21 protein-coding genes are annotated in these 27,000 nt (G+C 37.6%); 13 read left to right on the forward strand and 8 right to left on the reverse strand.

Annotated features, from left to right (window positions below):
- Positions 1-39: 39 nt before the first annotated feature.
- Positions 40-534, forward strand: a complete 495-nt coding sequence (locus R2R28_RS16930; protein ID WP_316826869.1) for a thioesterase family protein — start codon at positions 40-42, stop codon at positions 532-534.
- Positions 535-613: 79 nt separating this feature from the next.
- Here R2R28_RS16930 and R2R28_RS16935 read toward each other — a convergent pair whose 3' ends face one another.
- Both R2R28_RS16935 and R2R28_RS16940 read right to left on the reverse strand, forming a co-directional pair.
- On the reverse strand, positions 614-2,041 hold the full coding sequence (locus tag R2R28_RS16935) for an FAD-binding oxidoreductase (RefSeq protein WP_316826870.1): 1,428 nt from the start codon (positions 2,039-2,041) through the stop codon (positions 614-616).
- Position 2,042: 1 nt separating this feature from the next.
- The gene (locus R2R28_RS16940) at positions 2,043-2,411 is read right to left on the reverse strand and encodes a dihydroneopterin aldolase (protein WP_316826871.1); all 369 of its coding nucleotides are present in this window, start codon (positions 2,409-2,411) and stop codon (positions 2,043-2,045) included.
- A gap of 112 nt (positions 2,412-2,523) precedes the next feature.
- Between R2R28_RS16940 and R2R28_RS16945 the strand changes: the two genes are divergently transcribed.
- The 6 genes from R2R28_RS16945 (at position 2,524) to R2R28_RS16970 (ending at position 8,309) form a co-directional block, all read left to right on the forward strand.
- Positions 2,524-3,714, forward strand: coding sequence for an acyl-CoA dehydrogenase family protein (locus tag R2R28_RS16945; protein ID WP_029275209.1), 1,191 nt, complete (start codon positions 2,524-2,526; stop codon positions 3,712-3,714).
- 15 nt (positions 3,715-3,729) lie between these two features.
- Positions 3,730-6,405, forward strand: a complete 2,676-nt coding sequence (locus R2R28_RS16950) for a DUF3857 domain-containing protein (RefSeq protein WP_316826872.1) — start codon at positions 3,730-3,732, stop codon at positions 6,403-6,405.
- The gene (locus R2R28_RS16955) at positions 6,392-6,772 is read left to right on the forward strand and encodes an SRPBCC domain-containing protein (RefSeq protein WP_316826873.1); all 381 of its coding nucleotides are present in this window, start codon (positions 6,392-6,394) and stop codon (positions 6,770-6,772) included. The genes R2R28_RS16950 and R2R28_RS16955 overlap by 14 nt, the downstream gene beginning before the upstream one ends.
- 13 nt (positions 6,773-6,785) lie before the next feature.
- Positions 6,786-7,601 carry a hypothetical protein gene (locus tag R2R28_RS16960; protein ID WP_316826874.1) on the forward strand — a complete coding sequence of 272 codons (816 nt, stop codon included), beginning with the start codon at positions 6,786-6,788 and terminating at the stop codon, positions 7,599-7,601.
- Positions 7,602-7,643: 42 nt separating this feature from the next.
- Positions 7,644-7,859: a hypothetical protein gene (locus R2R28_RS16965; RefSeq protein WP_316826875.1), complete on the forward strand. Its 216-nt coding sequence runs from the start codon at positions 7,644-7,646 to the stop codon at positions 7,857-7,859.
- 258 nt (positions 7,860-8,117) lie between these two features.
- Positions 8,118-8,309 (forward strand): pinensin family lanthipeptide, encoded by a 192-nt coding sequence (locus tag R2R28_RS16970; RefSeq protein WP_131031488.1) that lies wholly within the window; start codon positions 8,118-8,120, stop codon positions 8,307-8,309.
- A gap of 110 nt (positions 8,310-8,419) precedes the next feature.
- Here the strand turns inward: R2R28_RS16970 and R2R28_RS16975 are convergent, their stop codons facing one another.
- Genes R2R28_RS16975 through R2R28_RS16990 form a run of 4 tightly spaced genes read right to left on the reverse strand, consistent with a single transcriptional unit; the run spans position 8,420 to position 15,993 of the window.
- Positions 8,420-10,300, reverse strand: a complete 1,881-nt coding sequence (locus R2R28_RS16975) for a lanthionine synthetase LanC family protein (RefSeq protein ID WP_316826876.1) — start codon at positions 10,298-10,300, stop codon at positions 8,420-8,422.
- A 2-nt stretch (positions 10,301-10,302) separates the two neighbouring features.
- Positions 10,303-11,136: a thiopeptide-type bacteriocin biosynthesis protein gene (locus R2R28_RS16980; protein ID WP_316826877.1), complete on the reverse strand. Its 834-nt coding sequence runs from the start codon at positions 11,134-11,136 to the stop codon at positions 10,303-10,305.
- Positions 11,137-11,139: 3 nt separating this feature from the next.
- Positions 11,140-13,779 carry a lantibiotic dehydratase gene (locus tag R2R28_RS16985; RefSeq protein WP_316826878.1) on the reverse strand — a complete coding sequence of 880 codons (2,640 nt, stop codon included), beginning with the start codon at positions 13,777-13,779 and terminating at the stop codon, positions 11,140-11,142.
- Between the two features lie 12 nt (positions 13,780-13,791).
- On the reverse strand, positions 13,792-15,993 hold the full coding sequence (locus R2R28_RS16990) for a peptidase domain-containing ABC transporter (protein ID WP_316826879.1): 2,202 nt from the start codon (positions 15,991-15,993) through the stop codon (positions 13,792-13,794).
- Positions 15,994-16,087: 94 nt separating this feature from the next.
- Between R2R28_RS16990 and R2R28_RS16995 the strand changes: the two genes are divergently transcribed.
- Genes R2R28_RS16995 through R2R28_RS17010 form a run of 4 tightly spaced genes read left to right on the forward strand, consistent with a single transcriptional unit; the run spans position 16,088 to position 21,979 of the window.
- The gene (locus R2R28_RS16995; protein WP_316826880.1) at positions 16,088-17,527 is read left to right on the forward strand and encodes a DUF3526 domain-containing protein; all 1,440 of its coding nucleotides are present in this window, start codon (positions 16,088-16,090) and stop codon (positions 17,525-17,527) included.
- Complete coding sequence (locus tag R2R28_RS17000; RefSeq protein ID WP_316826881.1) at positions 17,514-18,938, forward strand: ABC transporter permease subunit; 1,425 nt, start codon at positions 17,514-17,516, stop codon at positions 18,936-18,938. The genes R2R28_RS16995 and R2R28_RS17000 overlap by 14 nt, the downstream gene beginning before the upstream one ends.
- Positions 18,939-18,972: 34 nt before the next feature.
- A complete protein-coding gene (locus tag R2R28_RS17005; protein WP_316826882.1) occupies positions 18,973-21,228 on the forward strand; it encodes a TonB-dependent receptor in 2,256 nt (751 codons plus the stop codon).
- Positions 21,229-21,283: 55 nt separating this feature from the next.
- Positions 21,284-21,979, forward strand: a complete 696-nt coding sequence (locus R2R28_RS17010) for an ATP-binding cassette domain-containing protein (RefSeq protein ID WP_316826883.1) — start codon at positions 21,284-21,286, stop codon at positions 21,977-21,979.
- A 122-nt stretch (positions 21,980-22,101) separates the two neighbouring features.
- Here the strand turns inward: R2R28_RS17010 and lysA are convergent, their stop codons facing one another.
- The gene (gene lysA, locus R2R28_RS17015) at positions 22,102-23,274 is read right to left on the reverse strand and encodes a diaminopimelate decarboxylase (RefSeq protein WP_316826884.1); all 1,173 of its coding nucleotides are present in this window, start codon (positions 23,272-23,274) and stop codon (positions 22,102-22,104) included.
- A gap of 165 nt (positions 23,275-23,439) precedes the next feature.
- Between lysA and R2R28_RS17020 the strand changes: the two genes are divergently transcribed.
- Positions 23,440-23,604 (forward strand): hypothetical protein, encoded by a 165-nt coding sequence (locus R2R28_RS17020; RefSeq protein WP_316826885.1) that lies wholly within the window; start codon positions 23,440-23,442, stop codon positions 23,602-23,604.
- On the opposite strand, the gene R2R28_RS17025 is transcribed toward R2R28_RS17020, so the two are convergent.
- A complete protein-coding gene (locus R2R28_RS17025) occupies positions 23,593-24,906 on the reverse strand; it encodes an aspartate kinase (RefSeq protein WP_316826886.1) in 1,314 nt (437 codons plus the stop codon). The genes R2R28_RS17020 and R2R28_RS17025 overlap by 12 nt on opposite strands.
- Before the next feature lie 268 nt (positions 24,907-25,174).
- Between R2R28_RS17025 and R2R28_RS17030 the strand changes: the two genes are divergently transcribed.
- Positions 25,175-26,911, forward strand: coding sequence for a phospho-sugar mutase (locus R2R28_RS17030; protein WP_316826887.1), 1,737 nt, complete (start codon positions 25,175-25,177; stop codon positions 26,909-26,911).
- Positions 26,912-27,000: the final 89 nt, after the last annotated feature.

Raw genomic sequence — 27,000 nt, forward strand, 5'->3', positions numbered from 1 at the left:
AATTCATCCTATTCAACTTATATACCAAACCAAATATTTATGATTTTTAAGACATTTTGGCAAAATAAATCCAAATCAAAAGACAAATTGGCAGAAATAAAAGATTTTTCCGACAAATTCAACTATAAAACCAATATCCATTTGCGCTTTATCGATTTCGATATGATGGGACATGTGAACAATTCGATTTATTTCACCTACCTCGAAATTGCCAGAACCAAATATTGGGAAGAGATTATAAAATGGGATTGGAAGAAAACCGGTATTGTGATTGCCCATGCAGAGCTGGATTATATTTTACCGATTGTAATGAATGATAAAATTGCCATTCACGTTAAAACATCGAGGATTGGCAATACCAGTTTCGACCTGGATTATCAGATTGTTAAAATTAAAGGTAACGAAGAGGTGATCTGCAGTAAAGGAAAAACGGTTTGTATAGCCGTTGATTATACCACTGGCAAACCAACTCAAATACCTGAAGAAGAAAAACAAAAAATGCTAGATTTTGAACAGTTAGCCCCACACCCATAAGGGGCTTTTGACTTTCTAACGGCTATACAAATTGTAAAAAACCATTTAATCTTTTATTGATTTTGCTTTTCCACCTCGCCTATAACTCCCCTTTAGGGGTTGGGGTATCGGGCATAATTTTTCCAGGGTTCAGTATTCCATTCGGATCGAAAACATTTTTAATCCCACGCATTAAATTGAGGTGGATTTCAGAATATTTAATCGGCATAAACTCTTTTTGCACCAAGCCAATGCCATGTTCACCGGATAAGGTTCCGCCTAAAGCGGTGGTTAATTCGAATATTTCGGCAATACCGAATTTGAGTTTGTTTTTCCAGTCTTCATCACTCATTCCTGCTTTGATGATGTTTACATGGAGATTTCCGTCGCCTGCATGTCCGTAACAAACACTTTCGAAACCATATTTAGCACCAATTTCTTTGATACCATTAATCAGTTTTGGTAAAGCTGCACGCGGAACAACAGTATCTTCTTCTTTATAAACCGAGTTGGATTTAACCGATTCGGCCATCGTTCTGCGCATGCGCCATAGTTCCTCTTTTTGAGCGGCAGTATCGGCGAATAAAACCTCTGTACAATGGTGTTCCTCTAAAACGACATTGGTTTTCTCACAGTTTTTAAAAATATCATCTAAATCATCGCCATCAAACTCAATCATTAATAGTGCAGCAACATCATCTTTTAAATCAAATTTAATGTCATCGAATTTAATTACCCACTCCACTCCTTTCCGCTCCATAAATTCTAAAGCAGATGGGGTTACTCCAGCTCTAAAAATTGCCGAAACAGCCGCACAAGCATCCTCATTGGTACTAAATGAGCCCATCATTAAAACAGATTGGGTTGGCTTAGGCAAAAGCTTGGTCACGATTTTGGTTACCACGCCCAATGTACCCTCCGAACCGATCATGAGTTGTGTTAAATTATAGCCTGAGGCATATTTCAAGGTATTTGCCCCCGTCCAGATGATATCGCCATTGGGTAAAACCACTTCGAGGTTTAAGATATATTCGCGTATGGTTCCGTATTTTACAACTCTTGGCCCACCAGAGCCATGCGCCACATTACCGCCGATAAAACAGGAGCCTTTACTGCTTGGATCAACCGGATAAAGAAGTCCTTTTTCAGCTACAGCATTAATAAATTCTTCCGTAATGACGCCAGGCTCCACAACGGCCTGCAGGTTTTCGGTATCAATAGCTATAATGGCTTTAAATTTTTCCATTGATAAAGAAACGCCGCCATAAATGGGCAAAGCGGCACCGCTTAAGCCTGTACCACCACCACGAGGCGTTACAGGAACGCCATGTATATTACAGATTTTTAACAACGAAGAAATCTCTTCAGGAGAAGTTGGTTTTACCACAATTTCAGGTTGGTAACGTAAATCTTCTGTTTCGTCGTGACTGTAATGGTCTAAACTTTCTGCATCAGTAAAAACGTTATCCGCTCCGATTGCAGCTTTAATTTCTGCTAAAATTTCAGGATTTATCTTGGTAAAATTCATTTTATTTGGCTGAAGTATAGGATAGTTTAACAAAAGAATGTCCGATCTGGCCGGGCATCGGCGGATTTAGTTTTTTCATACTCACCTCAACGGTATCCACAAACGGATATAATTCAATTACTTTAGAAATAATTTTATTCAAAACCGTTTCCAAAAGCTTTTGGGTGTGCTTCATTTCTTCGAGAATAATGTTATTCAGGTCCTCGTAATTAACCGTTTGCGCCAGCTCATCGTTAAATCCCTGTGGTATAAATGCTGTTTCTAAATCCACAACAAAATGATTTCCAATCAGTTGCTCTTCAGGATAATAACCATGAAGGGCAAAACATTTTACATCTTTTAGGGCTACGGTTTGTTTGAAATGGCTCATGTATATTTTGTATGCTGCAAAATTAAATTTTTATTCACGAATATAATGCCCCTTGCCGTAAATTGTTACCTTTGAAATCAAGGCGGTTTCTTAACCAGATAACACAAAATACATGAGCAAATCAGCAAAAAAAGACCTTTACGAGGCGCCAGACTATTATTTATTGGATGAATTGTTAACCGATGAACATAAATTAATTCGCGCAACAGCAAGGGATTGGGTAAAAAAAGAAGTGAGCCCAATCATTGAGGATTATGCACAAAAAGCAGAGTTTCCCAAACATTTAATAAAAGGCCTGGCTGATATTGGCGCTTTCGGCCCCACTATCCCGGTTGAGTATGGTGGTGCTGGTTTAGATTATACTGCTTATGGCATCTTGATGCAGGAAATTGAACGTGGTGATTCTGGCATTCGTTCTACAGCTTCTGTGCAGGGTTCTTTGGTGATGTACCCTATTTATGCTTATGGTACAGAAGAGCAACGTAAAAAATATCTTCCAAAATTAGCCAGCGGCGAAATGATGGGCTGTTTTGGCTTAACAGAACCTGATCATGGCTCTAATCCCGGCGGAATGGTAACCAATATTAAAGATGCCGGAAGTCATTATATTCTCAATGGCGCGAAAATGTGGATCAGTAATGCTCCCTTTGCGGATATTGCTGTAGTTTGGGCTAAAGATGAATCTGGAAAAATAAGAGGATTGGTAGTTGAACGCGGAATGGAAGGGTTTTCGACCCCTGAAACACATAACAAATGGAGTTTACGTGCTTCTGCCACTGGCGAACTTGTTTTTGATAATGTTAAAGTGCCAAAAGAAAATATTTTTCCTGAAATCAGCGGATTAAAAGGTCCTTTGGGGTGTTTAAACCAGGCCCGGTATGGTATTGCCTGGGGCGCTTTGGGAGCAGCGATGGATTGTTATGATACAGCACTACGTTACTCAAAAGAACGCGTACAGTTTGGAAAACCCATTGGCGGTTTCCAGTTACAGCAAAAAAAACTGGCCGAAATGGTGACCGAAATTACCAAAGGTCAGCTATTGGTTTGGCGCCTGGGCGTATTGAAGAGTGAAAACAGGGCATCGGCCGAACAGATATCGATGGCCAAAAGAAACAGTGTAGAAATTGCATTAGATATTGCCCGCAATGCCCGCCAAATGCTGGGCGGAATGGGTATTACAGGTGAATACTCGATTATGCGCCACATGATGAACTTAGAATCGGTAGTTACCTACGAGGGTACACACGACATACACTTACTCATCACCGGAATGGATGTAACCGGATTAAACGCATTTAAATAAACTATTAATTAAAATATGCTAAATAAAAACGCTCTCAAAAAACTTATTCTACTTTTTTTTGCTTTTTGGATCAATATATCTTTTGCCCAAAAAAATAATTTTTTCATTTCCAAAACTGAACCAAGGTGGCTACAAAAAGTAAAAACTGTTGATAAACGGCCGGCAGCAAGGGATGTTCAGGATGGCTGGTATTTATTTCTTTATGAGCAACAAACCAATATAGAAACGTCCGAAGAATACGAGCATGATATCCGTGAGATTATTTCAGATACAGGTGTACAAAATGGCTCTGAAATATCGGTTACCTTTGATCCATCTTACCAGAAACTTGTTTTTCATAAGATAATTATCTGGAGAGATAACAAACCTATTGATAAACTTAACGCCAGTAATTTCAAAATTATCCAGAATGAGAAAGAGCTCAATAAATTTATTTATAGCGGAACATTTAATGCTTATTTGATTTTAGAAGATGTTCGGAAAGGAGATAGAATTGACTTTTCGTATACCATTATAGGAAAAAATCCGGTTTTCGATTCGCGCTACAGCAACATCATTTATTTTGAAGGCGGAAGTCAAATCTCAAATGTTTATGTTAGCCTGCTTTTTAATAAGAAACGCGATATACAACTCAAAAACTTCAACTTTGTTCCTCCTCTAAAAACTACGGAGACGGATAATTTAAAAATATACCAATGGCAAAGCCAGGTATCTAAAACTTTCACCAGTTACGACTATGAACCCGATTGGTACAACCCTTACGGACGGGTTCAAATCAGTGAATACCACAGCTGGAAAGACATAGTAGATTGGTCTGTCCGTTTAAACACTTACGACTTAAAAAGTTCAGCCATCCTTAATGCTAAGGTTAAGGAGCTAAAAGCAAAATCTAACAACAATCCAGAACAATATTTACAACTTGCTACCCGGTTTGTACAAGATGAGATCAGGTATATGGGGGTAGAAATGGGGCAGTATTCCCATCGCCCAAATTCTCCTGAAAAAGTTTTAAGACAGCGCTACGGCGACTGTAAAGACAAGTCGCTTTTACTCGTTTACCTGTTAAAAAATATGGGTATACAGGCTTATCCTGTGTACATAAACACCTATTTAAAGAATAAAACAAAAGAAAGGTTACCCTCAACAGGTGCATTTGATCATGTTGTGGTATTAGTTGAATTCAAGAATAAAAAAATCTGGATTGATGCAACCATGTCTGATCAGCGTGGACCTATAACAGAAAATTATTTCCCTTATTCTGCAAGTGTTCTGGTAATAAAACCTGGCAACGACAAACTTGAAGAGGTTAAAAGCAATCCCAAGGGAAAAATTGATGCCACTTCAATTTTTAATGTACCGGATACAATCCAGGGTAAAAAAGCGACCCTCCAAATTAAAACGGTCTACACACACAATTGTGCCGATCAAATCAGGGCAGATTTAAATAGTGATGGGACAGATAAACTAGAAAAGGATTATTTAAGTTATTATGCAAAATTATACCCTGGTATACAAACCGTAAAAAACATAACTGTTAAAGATGATGAGACCAACAACATTGTTTATTTAACTGAAAATTATGAGATTGACAACATTTGGGTAAGAGACGATTCACTTTCTAATAGATTTGACATCTATTTTTATGGCGATCTGATCAGCAATGATTTAAGAAAACTCAAAAAATCGCGTGATGTACCGATGGACCTTGTTTACCCATGCAATATCAATCAAAAACTAAAAATCATTTTCCCAGATGATTGGGACCTTAAAGACAATAAATTTAGTGTTGATCGACCTAGCTATAAATTTAATTACACGCAGAAAAGCGAGTCAGATACTTTAACAATAAATTATAGCTATCAAAACTTAGCCGATGAAATTTCGGGTGCCGATACCAAACAATACATTAAAGATAGAAGCAATATAATGGATAAACTGAGCTACAGTTTATATTGGGGTAATGATTATGAGACGGAAAATGAATCGGATTTAAATTACTGGATGGTAACTTTATGTGTATTTGTTTTCGTCATAATGATGGGTGTGTGCGCATTTATCTATACCCGAAAAAGACCTTTTGATCTTGAAGAAATAAAATATGCTCCAAAAATCGGTGGCTGGCTCATTGTTGCAGGCATTGGAATTGTGGTTTTACCGTTTACCTCGCTATTTACTATAATTAAGGCAGAAACATTTAGTCAAAGGGTTTGGGATAACCTTGATCGCTATGATCGATTTACAACGTTCGTTTACCAACTCTATTTGCTTATCGAAACGGCATTGAACATCAGTATGATTGCATTTAGCATACTGATGATATTTTTATTTTTTAACCGCCGAAAAATATTTACAAAATATTATATAGGATTAAAAATAGCCGCTATTATTGTGGCAATTTTAGATTTTGTATTTCTCTTTACGATGGGTAATCATATAGGTAATCAGCTCTTTACCGACTCAGATGTAACAACATTAATTAGAAAAATAATTATTTATTCCCTTTGGATAGCTTATTTTGTTAGATCTACTCGTGTAAAAAGTACCTTTGTATTTACTTATCCATCTTCGGCATGGAGAAGTGCAGTAATTCAGGATTTAAATGAAAATTTCAGAATAGACAATCTCAACCAACAAGAAGTTATAAGCGAAAAACAAGAAATAATAGATATAGCAGAAAATGAAAGACTTTAAAAAATACGCCTATATACCTGCCCCACCCGAAGAAGTTTATTTAGCGCTTACCAAAGATATCAGCATAAAACTGTGGACGGGTGCCGAAGTGGAGTTTGAGGAAGTGCCCGGAACTGAATTTTCTTTCTGGGATGGTGACATTACAGGTAAAAACATTGAATTTACTTATGGGAAACAGATTGTACAGCAATGGTACTTCGGAGAAGAAAACGAGGCGTCTATTGTAACCATCAAACTTCACGAAGATAAAAAAGGAACATCACTGGAGTTTAAACAAACCAATATTCCTGATGAAGATTATGAAGATTTTACAGAAGGCATCCAGGAATATTTCTTAGGTGGTCTGGTTGATTTCTTTGACGAGTAAACAAATCTATAAAATGAAAACTAAAATTAACGCTCTCTTTTTAATATTACTTTCTGCTGTTTTATTCAGCTCCTGCAGAACATACCTCACACCTGCAGTATTAGGGAATAATATGGGTTACATACCCAGGGCAATGGGTGCCGATAGTTTGAAAACTTTAACCAGTGTATCTGCCAGTTATGCTGGTGCAAGTGCTCCGGATAGTAAAGTCTCCTTTGAACTTGCAATGGCGAATGTAAACCTTTCACATACTTTCGAAAAGGGAAACATTGCCTTTGGAATTTTCGGTTATACCGGAAAAGCTTCAAACAATGTTCAAAATAATGCTGTAGACAATTCTGGTGATTATCTTCCCGCATTTAAAAAATCGATAACTGGTGTTGGTTTAAGATTCTCTGCAGGCTTGCACCATACTTCTGCTAATGGAAATACAGATTTCAGATTTATTAATTTTGAAAATGCCATCAGCTTTGAAGGTGGCGATTACACAGCCTTTAGGAAAGAAATTTATAATAACAGGATCCCGAACTATGTAGCTGTTACAGACAGAAAAGTGCTTTGGACAACCGGATTATCAACCGAGGTGATCTGGAGAGCCAGAAATGACCATGGTATCAAGCATGGATTCAGGTTGTTTTTGGGTGGCACGCCTGGTTTGGCAGATAGTTTTAAATACGGATTGAATGCGGATGATTATGCCCGAAAAGGAAATTCCTTTGGCTTTATATTTAACTATTCTCTGTCTGTAAATAGATTTTTCCTTGCTTACGAAGTGGGTAGCAACCTCAACTCGGCGCAAAAGATAAGCCTCGGTTATTCATTTCAATAAAACATAATGAGTTCGGTACTGTTCTGATATAAATAATATATCATGAACAAGACAATTGGACTTATATTAATCGTTGTGGGTATTGCCATGCTTATCTGGACGGGTTTTTCTTATACTAAAAAAGAAAAAATTGTAGATGCAGGCCCTATCCAGATCTCAGCCGACAAAGAAAAATCGGTTAACTGGCCACCTTATGCCGGTGGCATCATTTTAATTGCGGGTGTATTTGTTTTCATAGCAGCTAAAAACAAAAAATAAACTAATATTTTCGTTCTCAAAGTCAAAGTACTTCTTTTTAATCCTTCCCCCCCATTAATATTATTTTCTTTCTTTAACAATAAATCATTGATAATCAATTAATTGATTCGTTATTAAAATATTTTCGCAACTATGTTGCAAAAATATCTCTTTTTATTTTGCAACATAGTTGCAATTAAGTAATTTAGTACTGTTGCAACCGGGGATAAGCCGAAACCCCGTAACCACCAGTAGGCATCAACATTAATACATTATTTTATGAAAAATCAATCAGAAAGAATCACATTGAGTTTAGAAGATCTTCAATTAGAGAGCTTTGTAACCAGTATTGATAGCGAAGTAGCTATGCGTTTATCTGGCGGTTTAGGCAACGTATCGGAACCTACCCACACCGAACAGACAGATGACCATCATACGCCACCCGTTAAGTGTACCACGGTTATTTGTTAGTTAATAACTGGTGTTTTCATCTCAAGGCGCTTTAGGGCGCCTTGACTAAAATAATTGAGAAGAACGACCAGTTACAGTTAACCAATTTAAACAATTAACCCAATTACCAGTTAACCAACCTGAACAAACCCCGCTTTAATTAATAAACGCATTTGTGGTACCACTTTATCCTGCACGGCTGTTAATTGCTTTTCATTAAGTTCCCCTTTAAAAAATATAGATTGAAGTGATTTTATAAGCGCTACTCCTTTCGTGCTGTTCTTTTCGATTGCATTTAAAATCATTGCGGCAAATACACCAACCTGTAATTCTTTTATTCCAGTTCCTTCACTAATCAATAAAAGGATATTCAGATCATCTATAGCATCATATCGATAAAGTTCTACATGTTCACTTAACCCAAAGGATCTATCCATCAAAGTCCCATCAGTTATCGCGAGGCTTTCATTAGCCATTTTTTGCAAATACTTGTTTTTTTGTTCGAAACTGAAATAACCTTTGTGCCGTTTCCATAGATCGACTAACCGGCTTTCCAGATCGAATATTTTTTGAATTTCTGCCCCATTGGTTTTCGACACTTCAGATTGAAGCCTTATTTTAAAATCCTTAATGTCTTCGGCTTCAAAAATATTGCTATTTACTCCTTTCCTTTCTTCCAATGTTCTGGTATAATATTTCGAGAAAATCGCTTTTTTAATTTCATTCAGACCGTATTTTTTAGAAAAACCGGTATTGATACTCCGCTTTGGAAGCTCTGGTGCAAGTACACTGTCTGCATTTTTATTGCCCAACAAACTTAGGATAATATAACCAACACCTGATTTTCCCGAAAGCAATCCATAATCATCGCTTCCGCAAGAGACGTATCCATTATAACCATTTGTTTTTTGATGAAACTTTCGTGCCTGATCCAGTATAGAAACAATTTGTGCCACCATATTACGCTTTAATAAAAACGGAATCATGCCACAGTAACCACTCACCAATGTAAAATCAGTTCGATTTAACCTTTCTAAATCTTCCCGACAACGTTGCAAAACATGCTGGCATTCTACTTCATAATGCTCCTTTTTTGTAAGCTGTAACGCCATTTGCCTTGTAATTCCTATCCCTGCTGCACCATGTGCCCAGGCATTTACATCGGTCATTTCTGACAAAAAGGTTTTTAGTTCCCATCTATGTACATCGGGTTTATTTAGCCGATGTGGACCAAGACGCAAATCAAGCCAGTTTTTAGCAGGCACATCAAAATACTGCATTTCATACTTTAACGCTTCTTCTGCCAGGTAGATTAAACCCGCAGCATTAAAATATTGGCCAAGCTGCATCAATACCCATGCAATACCTGATGCACCGTGTGAAAATCCCGTCATGCTATCATAAGCCTTTTTTGACTTCGAATAATCCCATTTTAAACCCTGCTTCGATATCCGTGCTTCCGTAATTAAACGATCAATTAAGGAAATAACCATATCCAAAACTTTACGATCATGAGTATGATGATAAAGTAAGGTCAACATCAGTAAATTACCGGTATAACCACTTAAAATATCTGCTTTCCATAAACCTGTGCTCAATTGCTTTTGATTCTTCAGAGTAAGCTCAAGTGCTTTTTCTTTGTAATAAACATCATCCGTAGTTTCGAAAACCTTTAAACAAGTATAAATTACACCACCCAATCCGGTATAAAGCGCAAAAAAATCCGGATTCAATACTGCATCAGCATTTAGGATACGATACATTCCTTTCTTTACTATCCTTAAATGATCAATATTCCCGTCGAAATGATATAATGCCAAAAAGAACAGGATAATACCACAGTTGCCGTTAAAAAGATCATAACTTTCCCTAAATTCATATTCATCAGGGTTGATATAAAACGGTGTAGGCCACCAGATTTCAAGATCATTTTCTTTGAGGTTAAAAATTAATTCCCCGTGGATTTCATAAAGCTGATCTTTCAGTTTTTCGATCTCTTCTGTGTTCAACATACTCAAGATTGGTGGATTAAATTTTCATTGATAAACTGCAAACATTCCATAATACAATACATGATATAAGCCTCTTCGTAGTTCGAAATACCCAAGCGATTATTGTTCATATGCATAAAGCTGGAAATGACCTGAAACATGGTATTTATTTCAAAACCAGCATTTTGGTACATTTTTACGACTTCAGTTGTTTTTGATATATAATCGATGAAATTGTCTTCTGCAATACCGTTGTTCAGCCCGTACCAAAACTGCCTGACCGCCCTAACAGTTTGATTTTTCACCGGAGCAAAAACCTTTTCAAATTGATTTAACCAAAATAAGCGCTGTTCTTCTTTTGGATCGATTGAATTGTACAATTTTGGCAACCAACCTTCTAAAAAGAAATTACAAATGGCTATCAACTCATCCTGATCCCATTTTAAAGTATGCAGTAGTGCCAAATGAAGTTTTATTGCCTGGATAGCAACCGATTGTTTTGCCTCCTTTTTAACGATCCAATTCAGTATATAGTTAGAAGAACATTCAAAATATTTTTCTGCCCAGGTAATACTTTCAGCATTTCCATAACGATCTGTTTCTGGTTCATATTGGGCAATACGGAAAGATTTAATAGCTGTATTTTCCAAATTCAAAGCTTTAATAATCGAATCGTGTTCCAATTTTGCGGCTTTTAAGCGTAAACGAATATGGTCACCCCCTTCCCAATACCGGATAAAAAACCAGGGAGCGTGCCAACGCAGGATAAAAGGATGTATTAGCTGTTTTAAAAGTTGATTTGCATTTTCCTGGTAGAAAATATACACCGATAGCCATTTATCTTCTTGCTTTTCCATATTCTATTCATAATTATACCATTGGATGAGGTATTCGCGTACGGTATGCTGATCAGGTACTGGAAAAACCTCCTCAAAAGTGATGTAATCTCCCGCCCTTAACAGTAGTTTCTTAAACATCCCTACCAACAAAGAACTATCGAAAGAAAGATATTGTGGTTTATAATCATCGTGCAAACCTTCCCGTTTTCCTTCTGCCTTATTTTGGTAGGCACGCTTTCTCAGAAAAATAAAAATCTGTGTAGGTATTTTGTTCCGTTTCAGCCAGTTGTTTAATTTGATAAAATAAGTGAAATCTGATTCAGTTATTGCCTGAACAGGGATAATTTCAGTTTTTATCCGCCATGTTTTACGCCTGATGATCACATTTTCGGCATAAACTATTCTGGGCAAAACCAATAAATCAGGTGCCGGATCAGGGTTTTTATCCTGATAAAACTGATCAACCAATTGAATAAAGGGCTGTAATGATACACGGGCATCTGGGTTGAAATGCGCAAGCAACTGATAGAGGTTAGACCTGTTGTAGAAAGACTCTAAACTTAAGTCATAACTATATAATTCCATATCTCCGGCATGCAGCGTAAGTACATTTTTCTGATCGTCGTACCCAACTTTCAAGTCGTTAATGTTAAACCGTTTGCCAGCTGGATAAATGTTATTTCCCCCCGGGAGATCAAGCTCATGTGCCAACAATGGCGGATGAATATTGGCGTTGAATGTAGAAGCATCATTCAGTTCTAATTTGGTTTTATGCGGATAAAGGCCTTCATTATATTGAACAAAACCTTCCATAATTTTCTGATCAAATAGTGATAAAAACCTACCGCTTACTTTACCCATGCCGGGCAAAAGCGCATTAATGACGCCTGTAAATCCATTTTCACTGTCGGCAAATTGTACAAACATGCCCATTGAAGACTTTTGAGCCAAATCCTCTCTTTTTGGTAAATCTGTAAAAAAATTCGAGTCAAAATGAATCAAATCCTCATTGGCATCACTTATTTTTAATAATTTAGACAAAACAGCCTCTTTCCAATGCCTGAAGGCTAAAAAATCAACTTCTTCCAGTAATTTATACTCTTTTTCGGGCTTTTTGACGTAAAAATAGTAGTCTTTATAAAAAGTAGCTAAAACCACTGATTCATCATTTTGATAATGTTGCAGAAAGAAATCACGCATTTTATTGCGTTCTTTCTGCATTACATCAAGTGGAAGCAAGTGACTGATCAATTCATCCGTTTTTACAACAAAATTTTTAACCCGTGGCTCAGGCAGTGTTAAATTTTCAGGGGTAAAACAATCTTCGTAAAAAATATGCCTGGCAGAAAAATAATAAGGAATAAATTTATTGGCAGAAAATATTTCTTTTTCAGGATTTTCCTGTTCCATTTTTTTATCAGAAACACCAGTATAAAAAGGAAGACCGGCTTCTTGCTGCAGCATGGCAAAGGTGCTGTTCAGTTGTTCTTCTGCCTGCTGAAGCATCTTATACCGGCTTAAAGGTTCGGCTGATGGATATTCATTTTTATATTGCTGTAAATTTTCGAAAAGGGTAATAACAGGGATAACCGAAGGTTCTGCTTTTTTTAATGAACTAAGAAAAAGTAACAGCTTATCATCCCAAATTTCGTCCATGCCTGAAAACCCCAATCCCATTTCAAGCATTCCAGCTTCTACCAGCTTAATGAGGTATATTTTTATACTTTCATGATCCGGGTTTTCGAAATGTGGTGTAAGATTATAAATTAGTTTTTTAAGAGAAACTGCATCCTGGTTATTGTTCAGATATTGATAAACCAATAGCTGTAAACGATTGGCGTTAAGCTGTTGAAAAGACTCTATGTTATTGAAATTGCTTAAAAAACAAATCTTATTCCCTCTAATTTCTGTGGTTATATTCAGTTTAAGCAATAAATGTTCATTCAATAAAGGATGTTTTTTAATTATAGCTTTAAGATATTCAAATAAGGTATTGTTTAATTTTAAACGGCTTTTAACCTCATGCCTCGTTTGCAATTTTTCAACTAAACCGGTTATCTTCATTATACCGGTATAAGTAAAACTGCTAAATGGAGAGGTTTTATAAGCCATCCTGCTGAGATACCGCAACAGGCTAAACACAATACGTTGCTCTTTTTGTTTAAAGCTTTTGCTATCTTTTTTAATGAAATTATTTAATTGCTCGTAAAGTAAAGGACTGGATAATAACAGACCATTCCTCAGTTCTGCATTTAACGACATTTGCTGCAACCATTTTCGTTGCACATCCTGTTCTTCTTCAAATTTTAATGTATTTTCTGCCAGAAAAAGAGCAAGCTCCTGTGCTTTATCCAGGTATCTTTCCAGTTTAATATTTACGGCTTCGGATAAGTAAGAAAGATGTTCGGTATTGATCTTTTTATCATTGAATACCTGTCTTTTAATATTAATTAACTGTTGTCTTACTTTATCATCCTTTTGTTCTGTAATAATGGGGTATAAAGTATCACAAAAGCATTTTTTTAAGCGCTCCTTTTCGTTAATGAGTTTCTCTAAAAATTCCAGCAAATGTGCTGTGTCTCTTAACTTCAAATCGTCAAAATGTTGATGGTGCAATCCTGCATAACGCGCCAATGAATAAGGAAAAATCTTTAAGCTCATATTAATAGATGTTTATTTGCCCAGTTCGAGTTGATTTTTGATCAGGTTGTAGTAGCTTCCTTTTTTGAGCAGCAAACTTTCGTGACTGCCTTGCTCCTGGATTTGCCCCTGATGCAGTACCACGATCTGATCGGCATGTTTAACAGTACTTAGCCTGTGGGCCACAATCAGCACCGTTTTGCCTTTAAAAAATGTATTCAGGTTATTTACAATCGACCGCTCATTCTGCGCATCAAGCGCATTGGTGGCTTCATCCAGAAAAATATAATCTGGATTACGGTAAATCATCCTGGCAATTAACAGGCGTTGTTTTTGTCCTTCGCTAAGCCCGTAACCATCCCTGCCTACTACGGTATCGTAGCCAAAGGGCATCGATGAGAAAAAATAGTGCATATTGGCCATTTTAGCAGCCTCATAAAGCCTTTCGATGTCTTTTACAACTGCACCCGCAAAAATGTTATTAGAGATAGAATCCATAAACACATAACCATCCTGCATCACTACACCGCAATGTTTCCGCCACGATTTCGCATTAACATTGGTGATATTTTGCTTACCAAGTTTGATTTCACCATCGGTTAGGCCATAAAATTTAAGTAATAACTTAATGAGCGTCGTTTTTCCGCTTCCACTCATCCCTACAATTGCTGTTACTTTACCCGCTGGAATGTGTAAATCAATATCCTGTAAAACAAAAGGCGAATGCCTGTTACCATACTGAAAAGAAACTTTGTTCAATGAAATATCAACAGGACCTGAATTTTTGACTTCCTCCTTTACTTCCAGGTCTTCTTCTTCTTCCTGTTGTACTTCATCCATCCTCATCAAACTGAACTTCGTATTCTGAGATACCCTCGAAAATTCGACCAGTTGGTTTACGGGCGCATTAAGCTGTCCACACACATAAGTAACCGCCAACATACCGCCCAAAGTAATCTGATCGTTAATCACCAGCATGGCCGCAGCATAGGTAATGAGTACATTTTTAACCTCGTTAATAAAAGAACCCACGCCCTGCATCCGCTGATCGAGCTGAAGTGCTTCGAGTTTGAGATCAAAGGATTGATCCTGCAGGCTCTCCCAAAGTTCCTTTTTATCTTCTTCGCTACCAGTGAGTTTTATTTCCTGCATGGCATAAAAAATCTCCAAAAGCAATTGCTGGTTTGCAGAAAGTACTTTAAACTTCTTTTGGTCTATAATTTTTCGTTTTTGCTGAAAGGAATTCGACCAAATTACACTGATTACTGCGCCAATGATAAAAAGCAGGAATATTTGCCAGTTGTAATAAAATAATACGCCACCAAGTACCAGTAAAGTGATGGCTGAAAGGATAAAGTTGATCAGAAAATTGGTTAGAAACTCTTCTATACGTTGATTATCGTTTACGCGCTGCATATTATCGCCTGCCTGGCGGTTATCAAAGAAGGAAAAAGGCAATTTCATCAGTTTGGCTAAAAAATCTTTGAGCATGATGATACTCGTTTTGGCACCAATGCGGAACAATATCCTGGCCCGCATAAAATCCATCAGCATCCGGCCTGAAAAAAGCATTAACTGACCAAGACAAATCAATAAAAGTAAATTGGTGTTTTTTGCATTGATCCCTTTATCAACCACCATTTGGGTAAGCAATGGTATAACAAGTGAAAAGCCACTGGCTAAAATCAAGCTCGCCAATATAGGCAACCAGCTTTTGCGGTGCATTTTGAGGTAAGGCAACAGAGACCATAATGAAGTTTTATGCTCAGGGATTTCTTTCAGGTTGTTAAAAGCTTGCCCGGGTTGTAACAGTAAAACCCGGCCAGCTTCCTTTTCTGCATGGATTGTCCAACCGGCTAAAAAATCTTGAATATTCAGTTTAATCTTACTATTTAAAGTAGGATCGGCCATGTAAACGTATTGATCATTTACTTCATAAAGCACTACATAATGTTCTTTTTGCCAGTGTAGTATGCAAGGTAACGGAACGTTATTTAATTTACTAAGGGGTATTTCAGCGGCAAGTGTTTTAAAACCCAGATTGCCTGCCGCATCAATCAGATCGAGCATAGTGGTGCCCTGTTTCCCTATTCTGCACAGTTTTCTTAAATATTGCATGGAAAGATTTTTACCATGATAGGCTGCAGCCATTTTAAGGCAAACCGGACCACAATCCATCGCATCGGGCTGCTTAAAAAAAGGATACTTATTTCTACGGATAAAATCTTTAAACATGAAAAAAATAAAATTAGTAAATGCAATGTAGTTGCAAATATGTAAAATATAATGCAACTTTGATGCATTAAATAAACATAAATTTCAGATGGGAATGAAAGGTTTTGCCGGCTGGCAGATGCTGATTAAAAAAGAACTGTTGCTCAATTACCGGAACAAAACTGTTCTGATTTCAGCGATGATGATCTGGTTATTATTTATTGCAGCAACAGTGTGCACGCTGTTAAGCTACCAAACCAGCCATAAACAGCGTTTGGCAGCCAATACCCTATTCAGGCAACAATGGGAACATCAGCAACGCAACCCGCACGACGCAGCCCATTTTGGAACCTACCTGTTTAAACCAGTGAACATACTCAACGTTTTTGATACGGGCATTAACGATTATACAGGAAACATTTACCGAATTGAGGCCCATGTTCAGCACGAAATCAGCAATAGCGAAGCAGAGAACAATGATTCTGCCATGCGTTTTGGAAACCTAACCTTTGCGCTTATTTTACAACTCCTCGTTCCGCTGTTGCTGTTATTTAATACTTCTACCAGTATTACCAGCGAAAAAGAAAGTGGCACACTTAAAATGCTGCTGGCGCAAGGTTTAAGCAGCGTTAAAATCATTTGGGCAAAAGTTTTAGCCAATTATCTGCTCATTGTGGTGGTTGTATTGCCGGTTTTCATCGTACTAGATATAGCTATTTTATGCGCTCCCGATACCGCTTTACTGTTGCCCCGGTTTTTATGGATCGTTATAACTTACTCCTTGTATTATTTGCTGATCGCCTTACTGGGCACCATTATTTCAGCAATCAGTAACCATTCGGGAAAGGCATTGTTAAGTGCCTTATGTTTCTGGATTTTTATGAGCATCATTTTTCCCAAGGTAATAACCGGTGTGGCAGACCGCAGTTATCCGTTAATGTCGCGAGCTGCTTTTAGTGATTTGGTGGAGCAGGGTTACAGGAAAGGATTAAATGGAAAAGATCCTTACAACGCCCGTGGTGAACGTTATATTGAAGGATTGCTCAAAAAATATCATGTTGATAGCGTTTCGGCATTACCTTTCAACATAGATGGCTTAACACTTCAGTTTAATGAGGATTACAGGACTTTGGCTTTTAACCATTATTTCAGGGAGGTGGAAAATACTTTTGCTAATCAACAGCATTTTTTAAATTCCTCGGGCATTTTTAATCCTTTTTTATCTACCAAACGTTTGTCGATGACACTGGCTGGCACAGATTTTTACCATCATGAATATTTTTTTAAACAGGCCCAGGCTTACCGCAACAACCTCATCAGGAAATTGAATATGCAACTGGCCATGCATAACAAAGATTTAAAGGGGGAATATGTGCTTGGTCCGAAATATTTTAGCCGACTCAAAGATTTTAACTATCAGTTACCTCCTATTGATGAGGTGTTACTCCAGAAAAAAGTAGCCTTTCTTTCATTAACAGGATGGATTTTAGTACTTGTTCTTTTACTTCAGTTTATTGCTTCACGTTCTTTAGCCCTTAATTATGCAGCTGTTTAAAATCATCTTTTTATTTGAACTGAGGTTGCTTGTAAGACAAAAATTCATGCTTCTTTTAATCAGTTTTTTCTTTTTGACGGGATTTTACAGCATTTATTATGGTTATCGCTTCACCGAAAAGCAGTTAGTGGCCATTGATAGTTTAACATCAGGATACCAAAAGAAATTCAAAGAGGCAGAAGCGAGTTTCTTTGCTGATACCACTACGAAAGAAGGGAAAATCCTATTTAATCAGGCCGGCATTCCAGCTGTAATAGAATATAAAAACCCTTTATATGCTTTTAGTAAACCTCACTCCATCAGTGCTTTATCTGTAGGACAGCGAGACTTAATGCCTTATTATGATGTAATTACACGTAAACGCAATTTTATGCAGGGGGCTAATGCAGAGATTTCAAATCCCGAAATGCTTGCTTCTGGCAATTTTGATCTTGCTTATGTGATTATTTATTTGCTGCCTTTGCTTGCCATCGCTTTAACTTACAATGTTTTATCAAGAGAAAAGGAACAGCAAACTGATAAATTACTTTCGGTACAGGGCATCTATTTTGGCAAAATCATCAGTTATAAACTTATTTTCAGGTTTATACTGATTGGTGTACTAACCTGGCTGCTTAGTATTATCGGCTTCATCAGTTCGGCTACATTGATTTCTTTTGATTTATCAGCAGCACTATTATGGCTGTTTAGCGTGAGTGCTTATCTTTTGTTCTGGTTTGCAATAGTTTTTTTTATCATCAGATTAGGCCAAACTTCTGTACACAATGCACTTTATCTACTAGGAATGTGGTGTTTATTCCTCATGCTTCTACCAGCGTTGTGCAATGTTATTGTACGTTTATATCATCCAATCCCTTTAAAGGCGGATGCAGCTGTAGCCCTGAGGGAAAATAGTGAAACGGTATGGGCATTGCCCCCTAAACTGCTTATCGATACGTTTTACATCAATAACCCAAATTACAGCAAGTTAAGATCTCCATCGGATACCAGCGAAAACAGCAATACACGCTTTGCTGCATATTACGATCTTCTAGGTCGCCGCATGACGCACGTAGTTGCGAACTATAACCAATATCCCGAGGCGCAAAATACATCGGCTTTTAAATTAAGCTGGATTAATCCGGCGACAAAAATCCAATATATGCTAAATGGAATTACTGAAACAGGACTTAAAGATTACCTGTCATATCAGGATCAAGTAAATGCATTTCAAAAAACCTGGGTAGATTTTATGAGTGGTTATGTCATAGCTGATAAGAAACTAACATTAAATGATTTACGGAACCTACCTGAATTTAAACTTCAAACCTTGATAAAAAAAAATCCCGATATTATTTGGGGTATTTTATACCTGGTTGTCATCAGCTTTTTGATCATTTTTCTTTCTAAAAGCTTCAAGCACAAAATTTAAATCAAACAAGAGTACACATACCAATCACACAAAAATGAAGAAAACACTTTACCTCATCTTACTTTTATTTATTTCGGTTCCACAAGTATTCGCTCAGCATGAAAAACGGAATAGATCCCCGCAGGATTCAACGACAAAAACACGTCAGCTTAACGAAGTCCGCATTGATGGGCAGAAAGCCGTAAAACTCAAAAAAGACACCCTATCCAATACGTTAAGAATGCAGGTTCCCTTGTTGCAAATGCCGCAGAATATCATCAGCATTTCTGCTGCCCTAATACAACAACAAGGCGGATTGCAATTAAAAGATATGGCCAGAAATGCAAGTGGTGTATATTTTGGTTATAACAGTTCGCCATTTGATAATTCGGCATCAATAAAAATACGGGGATTTAATGCCGCCACCACGATTAACGGCATGCCAAACCGCCTGGTTTTAGGGGCAACGCTTGATGATGAATCCATCATTGAAAACCTGGAGTTTATTAAAGGTCCGGCGGGTTTTATAAGCGCTTTGGGCGAACCTGGCGGAACGTTGAATATTGTAACCAAATCGCCTAAGGAAAAATTGTTGAATGTGCAGGTTACCGGTGGCAATTATAACCTGTTCCGCGCTACAGCAGATATTGGAAGTGCTTTAAAAAGCAAGGGCTTTTCTTACCGTTTCAATACCGCATTTCAGCATCAGGATTCTTACCTCAATTACATGAAAACCACCAAATATGTAATTGCTCCGGTATTAAAATACAATTTCAGTCCACGTACTTACCTGATTGCCGAATACAATTACATTCGCGGAGAGGTTAAAAACGGTTCATCTATCAACAAATTACGTCAGGATAAAGATGTACTGCAGGATCCGATCAGCCTAAATTTCAGTGCAGGAATCGGCTTACCCCTGAGTATTTCGCAAACACATACCTTTAGGTTTAGCGCCATTCATAAATTTAATGAAAACTGGCAGCTTACCTCGCAATCGAACTTTGTTAAAGCCCCGGCTAATCAATGGTACATGGTATCGGCAAATAACAGAACTTCGATCAGTTTTAACGATCAGGGCAAAACCAATCGTATTGCCAGCAACTCGAATATATTGGGCGAAACCTACAATACGAACCTGTTTTTATCGGGTAAATTTAAAACAGGTGTATTAAAACATACCTTATTGATTGGAAGCGACTATACCACTGGCAAAGATTCCCTATCCACATATTATGGCACTAATGCTACTCCATTTGAACGGAATAACCCTAATTTTTATGTAGATCCGAATACGGTAAACATAACCAAAAGATCAATCAGACAAGAAAATCACATTCATTATTCGGCAGCTTATGTTTATGATAACATCGCGCTTGATAAATTTTTGCTAACCATTGGTGCACGGTATACAGATTACCGCAACAAGAATATCCTTACCACAACAAAAGGTCCACGTACACCTGATTATTACAAACAACATGCCTTTTCGCCGCGTGCAGCCCTAAGTTTTATGCCTGACTCTACATCGTCTGTTTATTTCCTTTATGATCAATCATTTGTTCCTAAAACCGGTCAGGTGGTAAGCGAAACTGTTGATGGTCCGCAGGCCGGACAAAAAACCGTTACCGCCTCTAAGCCTGTTGAGCCTGAACTCGGTAATAATTTTGAACTGGGCTTTAAAAAGAACTGGTTTAATGGGCGTTTGTTAACTACTGTTAATGGTTTCCATGCAGTAAAGAGAAATGTTGCGGCAAGAGATTTCAGAAGTTACGCGGCTTCTGCGGGGGCAATTGCTTATTATCTGCAGTTAGGTGAAGTGGTAAGCAATGGGTTTGAAGTGGATATAATCGGAAATATTACTGACAGGCTATCGCTAATCACCAATTATACCTACGTAGATGCCAGGATAACTAAAGATAACAACCTGAACCCAACAGCAGATGATCCTTCAATTGTGGGACAGAAAATGCCTGATGTACCTCAACAGGTATTTAATACCTGGTTGCAATACAGCATTCCATTAAAAGGTTATAACAAAATTTCAATCAGTGCCGGTCAAACCACCATTATCAAACTTTCGGCCATCAGCCAAAGAGATACTTACCTGCCTAATTACACCAAATTTGATGCAGGATTGAGTTTTAGCAATCCAAAATACATGTTCAGGATAATTGCAGATAACTTAACCAATAAACGTTACATGGCAGCTGGTGATATTACCACTGATTTTCCTTACACAGGGAACAATTACTTCTTTGTAGAGGGAGAACCATTTACCATCAGGCTCTCTTTAGGGGTAAAATTTTAATTTTTAAGTGGTTTGATCAACAATGATCAAACCGCAATGAACTTACTTTTATTTTATGTTAGAAGCAATCGGATTAACCAAAAAATACCAGGAGCATGTTGCCCTGAATAACCTGAATTTAAAGGTCGAAGCAGGAGAGGTATTTTGTTTATTAGGACAGAACGGTGCAGGCAAAACCACTACCATTAATCTTTTTTTAGGATTTACCGCTGCAACTCGTGGCGAAGCAAAGGTAAGCGGAATAGTGGTTAGTCCACACCATGAACAAACGAAACAGTTTTTAGCTTATATCCCAGAAGTGGTAATGCTTTACGGTCACCTGAGTAGTATAGAAAACCTTGATTTTTTTAGCCGCATTGCGGGTTATACCTATAAATTAGAGGAACTTGAAGCATTTTTATTGCAGGCAGGTTTACAAACAGGTGCTTTTCATAAAAGGGTGGGCAGTTACAGCAAGGGCATGCGCCAAAAAGTAGGAATTGCGATTGCTGTAGCCAAAAATGCCCAGGTGATTTTGATGGATGAGCCTACAAGCGGCCTCGACCCTAAGGCAACTGATGAGTTTAGTGAAATTGTAAAACAGCTTTCACAGGATGGCCGAAGTGTATTTATGGCTACACACGATATTTTTAATGCAGTACATGTGGGTACCAGAATCGGCATTATGAAGCAGGGATCACTTGTACATACTTTGGATGCAAAGGGTATTTCGGCAGTCGATTTGCAAAAATTGTATCTGGAAACGATTTAAAATAATAAAGGTCGTCATTGCGAGAAGGCTTTTTCAGCCGACGAAGCAATCTTACTACTATGGATTATAGCGATTGTTGTAAGATTGCTTCGTCGCTCCTCTTCGCAATGACGAAATCTCTTTTATATCTCGTAACTATACACCGATCTTATGGCATCTCTCAGGTTATATTTCGAAGCCATTACCTCGCCATAAGCGCCGGCACTACGAATGGCAAAAATATCGCCCCTGAAAGATTCAGGCTGCTCAACCTCTTTACCAAAACAATCAGTACTTTCGCAAATTGGCCCTACAATATCGTATTTGAGAGCCATAGACTCCGGACTTCCGACTTCAGACTTCCGACTTAAATTTTCTATCTTATGATAGGCCTGATACAATGCCGGACGCATTAATTCGGTCATACCTGCATCTAAAACCACAAAGTTTTTCTTCTTTCCGTTTTTGATGTACAATACTCTTGTAATTAATGAAGCTGATTGGCCAACTAAGGCCCTACCCAATTCAAAATGTACTTCCTGACCAGGTTTAACGGTTAAAAACTCATTAAAAATCTTAAAATATGATTCAAAATCAGGAATTTGATGATCAGGATTGTAATAATCGATCCCTAAACCACCACCCACATTCAATACTTTAAGATTAAATCCTTTATCTTCAAACCAGGCTGCAAATTCATTTACGCGAACGCAAAGGTTTTTATATACATCCAGATTGGTAATCTGTGAACCAATGTGAAAGTGGATTCCAATAAATTTCAGGTTTGACGACGCTTTTAAAGTATCAGCACATTCTGGCAAATCCCATGAGTTGATACCGAATTTATTTTCATCCAAACCGGTGGTAATGTTGTGGTGGGTGTGTGCATCAACATTTGGGTTAATTCGGATGGCCACCTGTGCGGTTTTACCTTTTTTACCTGCAAGCTCATTTAGCACTTCAAGTTCCTGGATAGATTCTACATTAAAGCAGAAAATATCAAGATCAAGGGCTTCATTAATTTCTTTATCAGATTTACCTACCCCGGCAAAAACGATTTTTTTATTGTCGAAGCCAACTTCAACAGCTCTTCTTACCTCTCCTGCACTTACACAATCTGCACCGAAACCAATTTCTTTGATCTGCTTTAATAGCACACTATTGAAATTTGCCTTTAGTGCATAATGAATGTGAAATTGATACGGAGCCGCTGCATCTGCACAGGTGCGCAAGGTTTTTTGCAACAGATCGGTATCATAGTAGTAAAAAGGTGTTTCTATATTGTTAAACTTTGATATATCTTTATCGGCGAACATGTTCAAATTCCTTATTATAATTTTAATTTTATTCTTTGGGCTAATTTATTTGGGTAACTACCTGGATTTAAAGCATGGAAGAATTACCCAGAAACAGTACAATGGAAAAATCCGGTTTTTTATCGTGTTACTCCTTATTGTTCTATTCCTTTTATTTATCAAAAAATGAAGATAGCAGCTGCCATATTTATCATCCTTATTCTTTCTGCAGGATTATATAATTCTTACAAAAAACATAAAAATGGAATGCTACCGGCAAGCTTTCTGGCTTTTCATTTCCTTATCGGCCTGCTGTTAGCTATCGGTGCCTTTTTCCTCTTATTCGAATAACCTGTTGTGCAGGCTTCTTAAAGCTTCTGTTTTGTATTCGCTCAATATTAAAAGCGAAACGTTATAGTTACTTCCTCCGTAAGAAATCATACGGATTGGAATGTGTTTTAATCCTTCTAAAACCCTGCTGGCGAAACCATGTTTTTCTGAACCAAAGTCGCCAACCACACATACAATACTATGATCGGTATCTACTTCTACGGTTCCGAAACTCTCCAGTTCTGCGATAATTTGTGGCAAATGAGCGGTTTCATCAATGGTTAACGATACGGCAACCTCCGAAGTGGTAATCATATCGATCGGTGTTTTGTAACGCTCAAAAACTTCAAAAACCCTACGCAAGAAACCATAAGCTAACAACATACGGCTAGATTGAATCCGAATTGCGGTAATGCCATCTTTGGCTGCAATCGATTTAATTTTACCTCTTTCGCTATCGTGGGTAATCAAGGTACCTGCAGCAGAAGGTTCCATCGTGTTTAACAAACGAACTGGGATTTTATATTTCTGTGCCGGAAAAACCGATTGAGGGTGCAAAATCTTTGCGCCAAAATAAGCCAACTCAGCCGCTTCATCGAATGATAACTGGGCAATCGGTTTAGTGCCTTTAACTATACGTGGATCGTTATTGTGCATGCCATCGATATCCGTCCAGATTTGAACCTCTTCAGCCAGAATTGCAGCGCCTAATAATGATGCCGTATAATCGCTGCCACCACGACGAAGGTTATCTACCTCACCAAAACTGTTGCGGCAAATGTATCCTTGAGTAATGAATAATTTATTGTCTTTATGCTGCTCCAAAAGAGGCGTTAAATGTTTTGTGGTAAAAGGAATATCAGGTTCGTTATCCTCATCCGTTTTCATAAAATCTAAAGCAGGCAGCAATACCGATGCAACACCGATCGATTTTAAATAAATATGGTATAAAGTTGTAGATAACAATTCACCCTGTGCCAATACTACTTTCTCTTCAATGGAAGTAAAAATATCATTTGCTAATCCAGCCAAAAAGCCGAAGTGATAATCGATTACTTCATTTCCCTGTTCCTGAAATTCGGCCACGGGCAATAACTCAATAACAAAAGCTTTATATTTTTGATATAGATTTTCGACGCACTCGCTTCCCTTCTTCTTATCTCCAGCTAAAAAATAATTTGCAATTTCTACTAAACTATTTGTAGTACCAGACACGGCTGATAAAACTACAATCTGCTCTTCATTTGGATTAATGATATCCAACAACTTCGTCATGCGCTCGGGACTACCTACAGAAGTACCCCCAAATTTTAATATTTTCATTTAATGCCTATTGTTTTTAAAGGTAATGAAGCTATCATAATTTATTTATTACTTTTGGCTATAGAAAAAATATGATGGTTTCATTTTTAATAGTGGAATATGTAATTTTCTTTATTATTGTATCGGGGCGTGAAAATAAGCAAAAGCAGCTTAAAAGCAACACCCTCAACAAAATAAAATTTGGATGGATGAAAATAAATAGTTTTTAACCAAACATCATCCACTAAAATTTGTTCAACACCAGATATTAAATTAAAAAAACAGCTCAATGCAGGCAATTGACCAATCAACACAAGCCACAATCAACCAGTGGTTAAGTGGAAATTATGATGAAAAAACCAAGGCAGAAATACAGGCCCTTGTAGATAAAGATGCGACTACCGAATTAACCGATGCGTTTTACAGGAGTTTAGAGTTTGGAACAGGTGGATTACGTGGTATTATGGGTGCTGGCTCTAACCGCATCAATAAATATACCATTGGTACGGCAACCCAGGGTTTAGCAAATTATTTAAACAATAAATATCCGGGCGAAAAAATCAGCGTGGCTATTGCACACGATAGCCGAAATAATTCTGATTATTTTGCCAAAATTACAGCTGATGTTTTCTCTGCAAACGGCATAAAAGTTTATTTCTTTTCGGCGTTAAGACCAACACCTGAATTATCTTTCGCCGTGCGTCATTTTGGTTGCAAAAGTGGCGTAATGTTAACAGCATCGCATAATCCTAAAGAATATAACGGTTACAAAGCTTATGGTGCTGATGGTGGCCAGTTTACTTCTCCTGATGACAAACTGGTTATTGATGAGGTAAATAAAATTAAGAGCATCGACGAAGTTAAATTCGACCGGGTTGAGACTAACATTGAATTAATTGGCGAAGAGGTTGATAAACTTTACTTAGACGGTATTACTGCCCTTTCAATCTCTCCGGAAGCCATAAAAAGACAGCATGATTTAAAAATTGTCTACTCTCCTATCCACGGAACAGGAATTACTTTAGTTCCTAAAGCTTTAGCGCAGTTTGGTTTTACAAACGTAACCCTTGTTGAAGAGCAAAGCACACCGGATGGAAACTTCCCGACGGTAGTATACCCTAACCCGGAAGAAAAGGAAGCATTAACCCTTGCCATGAATAAAGCAAAGGAAATTGACGCCGATTTAGTATTGGCGACCGATCCTGATGCCGACCGCGTAGGTATTGCAGTGAAAGATAATAACGGACAATGGGTATTGCTTAACGGTAACCAAACCGGCTGCTTATTAATCAATTATTTACTCTCGGCATGGCAGGATAGCGGTAAATTAGACGGTAACCAGTTTATTGTTAAAACCATTGTTACCTCTAATCTGATCGAAGCAATTGCTAAAAAGAAAAATGTAACCTATTACAATACCTTAACCGGGTTTAAATATATCGGTCAGTTAATGACGGAACTGGAAGGTAAAAAATACTTTATTGGTGGTGGTGAAGAAAGTTACGGTTACCTAATCGGCGATTTAGTACGCGATAAAGATGCCGTTGTTTCTGCGGCTTTTATTTCTGAAATGACTGCTTATTATAAAGATAAAGGTGCAAGTTTATACAATGCCTTATTGGATATGTATGTAGAATACGGTCTTTATAAAGAAGATTTAGTTTCGCTGACCAAAAAAGGTAAATCGGGTGCCGAAGAAATTAAAGCGATGATGGTTAAGTTCAGGGAAAATCCGCCTGCAACATTGGGTGGATCGAAAGTTTCTATTTTGAAAGATTACGAATTAAGCCAGGAGACAGATTTAGCAAGCGGAAAAGTAACTAAACTGGATTATCCAACATCTGATGTTTTACAATTTATTACTGAAGATGGAAGCATTGTTTCTGCCCGTCCGAGTGGTACAGAACCCAAAATTAAATTCTACTGCAGCGTAAATGCGCCTTTAGCAGATAGAAAAGATTTTGAGAAGGTTAACGCACAACTTGGCGAAAAAATCAAAGCGGTAATGACTGATTTACAGGCATAGGGTTAATTAATTGCAATTTATCCTAGGAAATCAGGAAAATAAAGAGAAAAAAACACAGATATCTAACGGTGTCTGTGTTTTTTTGTTTT

Source organism: Pedobacter miscanthi, assembly GCF_032678605.1.
GTDB lineage: Bacteria > Bacteroidota > Bacteroidia > Sphingobacteriales > Sphingobacteriaceae > Pedobacter > Pedobacter miscanthi_A.

Bases quoted from the DNA above. Each gene is read 5' to 3' on its own strand.
- R2R28_RS16930 (WP_316826869.1), top strand. From the start codon at position 40: ATGATTTTTAAGACATTTTGGCAAAATAAATCCAAATCAAAAGACAAA.
- R2R28_RS16935 (WP_316826870.1), bottom strand. From the start codon at position 2,041: ATGAATTTTACCAAGATAAATCCTGAAATTTTAGCAGAAATTAAAGCT.
- R2R28_RS16940 (WP_316826871.1), bottom strand. From the start codon at position 2,411: ATGAGCCATTTCAAACAAACCGTAGCCCTAAAAGATGTAAAATGTTTT.
- R2R28_RS16945 (WP_029275209.1), top strand. From the start codon at position 2,524: ATGAGCAAATCAGCAAAAAAAGACCTTTACGAGGCGCCAGACTATTAT.
- R2R28_RS16950 (WP_316826872.1), top strand. From the start codon at position 3,730: ATGCTAAATAAAAACGCTCTCAAAAAACTTATTCTACTTTTTTTTGCT.
- R2R28_RS16955 (WP_316826873.1), top strand. From the start codon at position 6,392: ATGAAAGACTTTAAAAAATACGCCTATATACCTGCCCCACCCGAAGAA.
- R2R28_RS16960 (WP_316826874.1), top strand. From the start codon at position 6,786: ATGAAAACTAAAATTAACGCTCTCTTTTTAATATTACTTTCTGCTGTT.
- R2R28_RS16965 (WP_316826875.1), top strand. From the start codon at position 7,644: ATGAACAAGACAATTGGACTTATATTAATCGTTGTGGGTATTGCCATG.
- R2R28_RS16970 (WP_131031488.1), top strand. From the start codon at position 8,118: ATGAAAAATCAATCAGAAAGAATCACATTGAGTTTAGAAGATCTTCAA.
- R2R28_RS16975 (WP_316826876.1), bottom strand. From the start codon at position 10,300: ATGTTGAACACAGAAGAGATCGAAAAACTGAAAGATCAGCTTTATGAA.
- R2R28_RS16980 (WP_316826877.1), bottom strand. From the start codon at position 11,136: ATGGAAAAGCAAGAAGATAAATGGCTATCGGTGTATATTTTCTACCAG.
- R2R28_RS16985 (WP_316826878.1), bottom strand. From the start codon at position 13,779: ATGAGCTTAAAGATTTTTCCTTATTCATTGGCGCGTTATGCAGGATTG.
- R2R28_RS16990 (WP_316826879.1), bottom strand. From the start codon at position 15,993: ATGTTTAAAGATTTTATCCGTAGAAATAAGTATCCTTTTTTTAAGCAG.
- R2R28_RS16995 (WP_316826880.1), top strand. From the start codon at position 16,088: ATGAAAGGTTTTGCCGGCTGGCAGATGCTGATTAAAAAAGAACTGTTG.
- R2R28_RS17000 (WP_316826881.1), top strand. From the start codon at position 17,514: ATGCAGCTGTTTAAAATCATCTTTTTATTTGAACTGAGGTTGCTTGTA.
- R2R28_RS17005 (WP_316826882.1), top strand. From the start codon at position 18,973: ATGAAGAAAACACTTTACCTCATCTTACTTTTATTTATTTCGGTTCCA.
- R2R28_RS17010 (WP_316826883.1), top strand. From the start codon at position 21,284: ATGTTAGAAGCAATCGGATTAACCAAAAAATACCAGGAGCATGTTGCC.
- lysA (WP_316826884.1), bottom strand. From the start codon at position 23,274: ATGTTCGCCGATAAAGATATATCAAAGTTTAACAATATAGAAACACCT.
- R2R28_RS17020 (WP_316826885.1), top strand. From the start codon at position 23,440: ATGAAGATAGCAGCTGCCATATTTATCATCCTTATTCTTTCTGCAGGA.
- R2R28_RS17025 (WP_316826886.1), bottom strand. From the start codon at position 24,906: ATGAAAATATTAAAATTTGGGGGTACTTCTGTAGGTAGTCCCGAGCGC.
- R2R28_RS17030 (WP_316826887.1), top strand. From the start codon at position 25,175: ATGCAGGCAATTGACCAATCAACACAAGCCACAATCAACCAGTGGTTA.